The sequence below is a fragment of the Betaproteobacteria bacterium genome (genome assembly GCA_009377585.1).
Taxonomy (GTDB): Bacteria; Pseudomonadota; Gammaproteobacteria; order Burkholderiales; family WYBJ01; genus WYBJ01.
In genome coordinates, this window is sequence record WHTS01000192.1 from 1 (window position 1) to 7,399 (window position 7,399).

Annotated in this window: 7 protein-coding genes and 1 pseudogene; 6 read left to right on the top strand and 2 right to left on the bottom strand. The window is 62.5% G+C overall.

Translation table 11 applies throughout. From position 1 onward, the window contains the following. Positions 1 to 164: 164 nt before the first annotated feature. Both GEV05_29740 and GEV05_29745 read right to left on the bottom strand, forming a co-directional pair. Positions 165 to 1,700, bottom strand: a complete 1,536-nt coding sequence (locus GEV05_29740; GenBank protein ID MPZ47468.1) for a methylmalonyl-CoA carboxyltransferase — start codon at positions 1,698 to 1,700, stop codon at positions 165 to 167. A 179-nt stretch (positions 1,701 to 1,879) separates the two neighbouring features. Continuing rightward, positions 1,880 to 2,728: a TauD/TfdA family dioxygenase gene (locus GEV05_29745; protein MPZ47469.1), complete on the bottom strand. Its 849-nt coding sequence runs from the start codon at positions 2,726 to 2,728 to the stop codon at positions 1,880 to 1,882. 146 nt (positions 2,729 to 2,874) lie between these two features. Here GEV05_29745 and GEV05_29750 point away from each other — a divergent pair, with 146 nt between their 5' ends. The 6 genes and pseudogenes from GEV05_29750 to GEV05_29775 all read left to right on the top strand — a co-directional run. Further along, complete coding sequence (locus tag GEV05_29750; GenBank protein ID MPZ47470.1) at positions 2,875 to 3,555, top strand: FCD domain-containing protein; 681 nt, start codon at positions 2,875 to 2,877, stop codon at positions 3,553 to 3,555. A 46-nt stretch (positions 3,556 to 3,601) separates the two neighbouring features. Then, positions 3,602 to 4,699 carry a TauD/TfdA family dioxygenase gene (locus tag GEV05_29755; protein MPZ47471.1) on the top strand — a complete coding sequence of 366 codons (1,098 nt, stop codon included), beginning with the start codon at positions 3,602 to 3,604 and terminating at the stop codon, positions 4,697 to 4,699. Next, the gene (locus GEV05_29760) at positions 4,696 to 5,697 is read left to right on the top strand and encodes a tripartite tricarboxylate transporter substrate binding protein (GenBank protein ID MPZ47472.1); all 1,002 of its coding nucleotides are present in this window, start codon (positions 4,696 to 4,698) and stop codon (positions 5,695 to 5,697) included. Before GEV05_29755 ends, GEV05_29760 begins: the two co-directional genes overlap by 4 nt. A 297-nt stretch (positions 5,698 to 5,994) precedes the next feature. Beyond that, positions 5,995 to 6,243 (top strand): annotated as a pseudogene (locus tag GEV05_29765) (hypothetical protein). A gap of 40 nt (positions 6,244 to 6,283) precedes the next feature. After that, the gene (locus GEV05_29770) at positions 6,284 to 6,847 is read left to right on the top strand and encodes a hypothetical protein (protein MPZ47473.1); all 564 of its coding nucleotides are present in this window, start codon (positions 6,284 to 6,286) and stop codon (positions 6,845 to 6,847) included. Between the two features lie 218 nt (positions 6,848 to 7,065). Next, on the top strand, positions 7,066 to 7,399 hold a 334-nt coding region (locus GEV05_29775), incomplete at its 3' end, for a hypothetical protein (GenBank protein ID MPZ47474.1).

The following is a 7,399-nucleotide window of genomic DNA, read 5'->3' on the forward strand; positions in this document are numbered from 1 at the left end:
ACGGAACGATGAAGCGCACCGGGCGGTTCGGGTAGTTCTGCGCTGTGCCAGCGCCGCTCGCAATGAGCAGCGACAACGCTACCGCCTGTAACCATCCGCATTCCGTTCGCTCTCCCATATTGTTTATGGCCGCAGTTGCCGACGCCCGGTCTGCCCCATGCGGATCAGTAACTTGTCGGCCAGTTACGCAGCCGGTGCTCGCCCACGCCTTTCTTCATGCGCAGGCGGTGCACCTGCAGCGTGCGGATGAGGTAATCGCGGGTGTCTCGGGGATCGAGCACCGTCTGCGCCTCGTACAGCTCCGCAAGCCCCCACGCGGACGTATCGCGCTCAACTTCGGCTTTGAGCTGCTCGAAGCGCTCGGGATCGTCCTGGTAGCGCACGCCAAAGAGCACGTTCACCGAAACCGCGGGATCCATGAAACCCAGGTCGGCGGTGGGCCACACCGCGACTTCGTCGGCGTTCTTGCCTCCGGCCATGTTGATGTACGCCTGGCCGTAACTCTTGCGCATGATCACGGTGATCTTCGGCACGGTGACGAGGGTCATCGCGTTCATCCAGTTGATGACCTTCCCGGGCATGCCGCGAAGCTCGCCTTCGAGCCCGATCAGAAATCCGGGCACGTCGACGAGATAGACGAGCGGGATATTGAAGGAGTCGCACAACACCATGAAGCTGGTGACTTTCTGACACGCATCCGCATCGAGCGCGCCGCCTTTAAAGAGCGGATTGTTCGCAATGAAGCCGATGCTCTTGCCGTCCAGCCTCGCCAGTACCGTCGCGATCGACTTCCCGTAGCGCTCTTTGACCTCGAAGGCCGAGTCCTTGTCAGCGATCGCTCTGATCACCTTGCGTACGTCGTATACCTTATTGCGCGACTCGGGAACGATCTCAAGTATCTTCCTGCAGGCTTCGTCGGAACCTTCGGGCACCGCGTGCTCGGGCGGCGGCTCCATGTTGTGGCTGGGGAGATACGACAAGAAGCGCCTGATCGCATCGAGCGCCTGCTCGTCGGTGTCGACCGCAAGGTCGGCGAGTCCCGATATGCCCGTCAGAAGCTTCCAGCCGCCAAGCGTCTCCGCGTCGATCGGCTTGTTGATCGCGATCGAAGTGACGTTGGGGCTCGCGATCGCCATGATCGCGCCTTTGCGCATCACGACGAAGTCGGACATGGCGGAATACCACGTGGATGAGCCGTAGCACTGCCCGAGGAGCGCCGAGCACCACGGCGTCTCGCGCAAGCGCTGATACTCGGTCGGGTCCTGCGCGATGATCGCGCGGCCGGCAGCGCCCATGCGGTCAGGCATGCGCGCGCCGCTCGATTCGCCGAGCAGTACCAGCGGCATGCCGCGCTTGGCCGCGACCTGCTTCACGTGCTTGAGCTTTTTCATATTGATCACGGCGGAAGACGCGCCCAGCACCGTGAAGTCGTTCGAGACGAGCGCGATCTCGCGGCCATCGATGCGCGCGAAGCCCGCAATCTTGCCGTCCGCGGGGGTCTTGTGCTTAACCTCGGGCCGGTTGCTGCGGGCATAGCGCCCGGATTCGATGAAAGAGTCCTTGTCGGTGAGATAGTCGATCCGCTCACGGGCGTTGAGCACGCCTTGGGCCTTGCGCCTGGCGAGCTTCTCCGGCCCGCCCATGGCCAGCGCCTCCACCTCGCGGTCCTTGAGATCCTTCAGCAGTTTTTCGAATGGCACCTCATTTCCTTCACTGTTTCGGCCCCCGGGTTCGCGTGGGCGGCAGATCGCCGAAGCAAGCGAGGGCACGGAGGGAAGCTGATTGCTCCGCGTTGGCTTATCGCACCCGAACGCCGTGAAGTCTACGGCCTTCGCCGCGAGACTACGGCCAGCGTCCCAGGTGCGCCGTTCGCGAGGCGTTACGCAGCGGGACGCGAGCCTTTGACTTGCGTTCTCAGCATGTAGCGGCGCTCGCTCGGGTCGAATGCCGTGCGTTTATGCATCACGCAGCGGTTGTCCCACATCAGGAGATCGCCGACAGTCCATTTCTGAAACCAGGCAAACGCCTCGCGGGTCGCATGCGCCCACAGGCGGTCGAGCAAAAGCTCGCTTTCCTCCAGGGAAAGGCCCACGACGTAGCTAAGGGGACGACGGCCGAGATACAGCGCACGGCGTCGTGTCACCGGATGGCGGATGATGATCGCGTGCAAGGCGCCAGGCGCTTCACGCGGATCGCTCACTTCCTTGTAGCCCTTGCGCAACTGGCCGGCACTATTCCGGCTCGCGTCGTGCTTGATCTGCTTACCTTCGATCGCCGCATTGAGGTCTTCCGGCAGCGTCTCGTACGCGTGGTACATGTTCAGAAAGCCGGTTTCGCCGCCGCTCTTAGTGACTTCCCGGGAATAAAGTAAGGCAGCGGAGGGCGTCGTATCGTTGTAGGACATGTCCGTATGCCACACGGCTTCACCGTAGCCGAGGCTCCCCAGCGGCTGGCCCTGCTCGATGATGTTCGACATTACGGCGAGATTCGGGTAGCCCGGAAGCCACGGCTCGCCTTTCATGTTGATCGGCGCCTTGTCGAGCTCGCCGAACCGCGCGCTGAAATCGAGCACCTGCTCGTTCGTGAGCTCCTGTGCTCTGAAGCGCAGAACCCGATGCGCCATCCACGCGTCGTAAACAGCGCTGAAGTCGGCCGCGGAGAGCGGCTGCGACAGATCGACGTTGAGGATATCCGCACCGATCTGATTTGTGAGTGCAACCGCACTTATGGCGGATTGCGGGTGACTGTTTTGTTCTGAGACTTGCAAGGGGCCTTCCCGGCATCCGTGGAAAAAATGGATTGTATATGGATTATTAACAATCTACAAACTATAATCATCTCTGGTCACAAATCGGACTTGAAGCGGGAACCACGGTGGCGACCGAGATCTCTGTACTGGCTCAGACGTTACCGGAGAAAATCGCCGCGGCTGTCGCGAACCGCGTTGTATCGGGCGAATACCAGGCTGGCGAGAGGCTGATCGAATCGATCCTAGTCAAGAGCTTCAACGTAAGCCATGGTCCGATACGCGATGCCCTGCGCATTCTGCAGAATTCCGGCCTCGTAACGATTCATCCTTACCGCGGCGCCCAGGTAACCGAGCTCTCGGTGCGCGAAGTCAAGGAAATCTATCAGGTGCGCGCGGCGCTCGTCGGCTTGCGGGCGCGCTGGATCGCAGAGGACGCTGGTCGTCATGAGCTGATCGCCCAGCTCCAGCAGCCGATCGCACGTCTTGCCGAGCTCGCAAGGGCACCGGACAAGTACGATGAATACGTAGAGGCCGCGATGGCGGTCAATAGCGCGTTGACAGAAAGCCTAACGAATCGCTGGCTTCGCGACATGCTCCGGGCGCTGACGCTGCAGACCAGGCGCTATACACGGCTCGCGCTCGCCTCAGCCGAGCGGCGCAAGGACTCAGCGCGGCTCTGGCGTCAGTTGCTCGAGGCGATCAAATCGGGCGACGGGGAGCGCGCGCAGAGAATCGCGTCGCGGATATCGCTCGCAACGCGCGACGCCGCAATAAGGCATCTGCAGGAGACGACGCGCGCTGGGTAGCGCTGGATTTTCTCCCACAGCTTGTGACAGATGACTTCGTGGATCGATGGATGCTCCTTTGTGCATTCAATTCTTAGCAGGAGGGTTGGGCATGGCGTCAGCACAGCGCAACGTACTACGTAATCCCGTAACCGATCGCAGCGCCTGGAAAGGCGGCGACCTGGCGAAGAGCCGGGAGTGGATCTATACGCTGCCGACTGCAGCCATCGATGAGCTCGATGCGACGCTGGCGCGGCTGCGCGAGCGGTCGGCTCCCCTAAGCGAGCTTCGCCGCGAGCACTTTCCGCTGCCGGCTTTGAAGAGCGATCTGGCCGACATATCGAACGAGCTGGAGAACGGCCGCGGCTTCGTGGTCATCCGAGGGCTACCCTCCGGCAAATACGATGACGACGATATCGCGCGCATTTTCTGGGGCATCGGCTCCCATTTCGGGTCTCCGATATCGCAAAACGCCAAGGGCGATCTGCTGGGGCACGTGCGTGCAATCGAAGGCCTGCGATACATGGACAAGAACGTTCGCGGCTATCAGACCAGCGCCGAGCTCTTCTTCCACAACGACAACTGCGACATCGTGGGCCTGCTTTGCTTTCGCAAGGCGAAGTCAGGGGGAGTCTCGCGGCTGGCGAGCGCGACGACGCTGTACAACGAAGTGCTGTCTACGCATCCGGAATACCTGGAGGTACTCTCGCGCGGCTTTCACTACGACTTGCGCGGCGAGGAGCTTCCAGGGGTTGCTCCTCTCACGCCGCATCGCATCCCGGTTTACAGCTACTACGAAGAAAGGCTCTCATGCCGCTACGTCTACACCGCGATCATGACGGCAGCGCGCAAAGCCGGCCTGACGTTTACTAATCTGGAAACGGCAGCGATGGAATTTCTCAACCGCACTGCTGCGCGCGAAGACATCCGTCTCGACATGGTGCTCGAGCCCGGCGACATGCAGTTCTGCAATAACCACGTGGTGCTGCACTCGCGCACGGCGTACGAAGAGTGGCCGGAGCCGGAGCGCAAGCGTCACATGCTGCGCCTCTGGCTCAATAATGGCCATCGCAAGCTTGCCCCGGAATTCGCCGACCGCTATGGGGACGGTGTCGGCATGGGAGTGCCGCCGGCGAGCGGGCAAACTCGCGCCGCGCTGTCATGACGCCGCGCGCAATCGGCGCGGTGCGGCCGGCGCAGCTTTCTGCGCTCCTGGTAGGGCTCGCCATGTTTTTTCCGATGGTTGCCCTGGGCCAGACACGCGACTATCCCACCCGCCCTGTCCGCCTCATTGTGCCTTTCCCGCCCGGGGGTCCTACCGACGTGCTGGCGCGCGCCATCAGCGTCAAGCTCACCGAGTACTGGGGAGAACACGTCATTGTCGACAACCGGCCTGGCGCCGGCGGCAACATCGGCACGGAGCTCGCGGCCCGCGCAGCGCCCGATGGACATACGCTCGCCATGGGGACGATTGCCACCCACGCGATCAACGAAAGCCTTTACGCAAGGCTGCCGTATGCGCCGCAGCGGGACTTCGTGCCGGTCGCGCTTGCCGCCCAGACGCCCAGTCTTGTCGTTGTTCACCCCGCCGTTCCGGCGAAGAGCTTCGCCGAGCTCGTGGCCCTCGCCGAGGCCAAGCCTGGAAGGCTCAACTACGCGCACGCCGGCGTAGGCACGATCGGGCACCTGTCAATAGAGCTGCTGAGGCTGCAGGCGGACGTTCGGGTCACTTCCATTCCATACAAGGGGACGGCCCCCGCATTGACGGACACGATCGGCGGGCAGACGGCTTTCATGATCACCAGCATGCTCACGGCGCTGCCGCACGTGCGCAGCGGAAAGCTCCGGGCGCTCGCAGTGACCAGTGCCAAACGCTCAGCCGCCGCGCCGGACATTGCGACAGTAGTGGAATCCGGCTATCCGGACTACGTCGTCGTCGGGTGGGCCGGGGTCTTCGCCCCGGCGCGCGTCCCGCGAACGCTTCCAGCCCGGGTCAACGCCGACGTCAACCGCGCGCTCGCCGCGCCGGATACGAGGCAACGCCTGCTGGCTTCGGGCTCCGAGCCTGCGTCGATGACCAGCGCAGAGTTTGGCGAGTTTGTGCGTGCCGAAACGGTACGATGGCGCAAAGTGATACGCCAAGCGGCCATCAAGCCCGAGTAACGATGAGGATTTTCGAAACGGCCCACCGCCTGCCGTGCTTCGGCGGCCATCGGCTGGACGAGCTCTTCTTGCTTTCCGAAGTCGTTGATTCACGTTACGGACACTGCAGTAGTATCGATGCTTCGAGCAATTGCATTGCGAGCCGGAACAACAAGCTGGAACAGCCAATGAACCTGGAGATGGAACGAGTCGAAATATTCGGCGTGGCGATGCCCCTGACCGGCACGTTTACGAGCGCGGGAGTCTCCAAGCAAGCGACGAAATGTGCAGTAGTGCCGCACCGTATCGGACGGCACGGTGGGCATCAGCAGCGTCGAGCCGTCGGCCGTCACCAAGTGGCCGGGAACGGCCGTGGAGCTCGCAGTCGCGATCCGGGATCGCATTGCCCCTGCGCTTATCGGGCAGGATCCGACCAACATCAACCGATTGATCGAGCTGCTGGATGGGCTCACGCCCACGCAACCCGGCGCCGCAGCCGCCGTAGAAATGGCGTGCGTCGAGATCGCGTCGCGCATTCAGGGGGTGCCGCTCTACACCTACCTCGGCGGGGCTGTACAGGAAAGCGTGCAGTTCTGCACAGGAAAGCATGCAGTTCAATGGCTGGATCGGAGAGCTTGCGCCCGAGGAAGCGGTGACAGAGGCGCGGCGATGGCTGAAGGCGGGGTTCAAGTCGGCGAAGATCAAAGTCGGCAGCGGCGTAAAGGCGGATCGCGACCGCATCGAAGCCGTTCCCGCCGCTGTCGGGAGCGCGATGAAGCCTCGCATCGACGCCAACTTGCAGTACGACGCCGACACGTCGCTGAGACTCTGCCGCATGGTCAAACAGTTCGATTTGCAGCTTTTCGAACAGCCGGCACATCTGCGCGATCTCGCGGGACTGGCGCGGCTGGCGACCGCGGAGGCCGCAGGGCTTCCGGTCGTGATCGGCCATGGCTTCCGGCTCGATCCCGGCACGCTCGCGAAGATCATGCTCGCCGCCACGTCCCGCGACGTGCTGCCCGGACTCGAGTGCGTTGGTCCGCTCAAGGTGACAGATACGGTTGCAACAACGCGTCTCGATATTTCCTCGGGCAGTCTGCCGTTACTCCCAGGGCCGGGTCTTGGCATCAGCCTCGACGAAAACAAGCTCGAGCAGTATCGCCTGAAGTAGCATCGCCGAACCGAAGGGCGGGCATGCAACGAGACGTCCGGGATACGGGCCCCTTTTTTTGAGCGGTTAGTCTCAGCTCGCATCCATACCATGTCCGATCAGGCTGTTTCTTGCTTGACGGTATTCATCGGGCAGGCGCACGATGTGCCTTAATGCCCGGAACATCTCCGCCGATTGAGTAGGCAGGCGGAAAGAGCGGGCGCTACAGGAGGAAAAAAATGGCACGCGAACAGTACCTGATCATGGATAGCGACCTGCACATGATGGAGCCGGACGACCTGTGGGTCCGCTATCTGGACGAGCCCCATCGAGCGAACCCTCCGCGGTTCTTCGGCGCGGAGAAGCAAAAGCTCACGCCAAGCGCCGAGGATAAGGGAAGCGCCGACTCGATCAGAGGAATGGAGGTGCAGGGGTTGTCGATCCCGGCGTTCGCCAAGGCGTCGGCTGCGGCCGCATCCAGCCGTGAGCTGAGGCGGCGCAGCCGTGCGCGTCACCCGCATTTCAATGTCGCGCGGGCCCGGGGCTTCGATGCCGCCTCGACACTCACGGCGA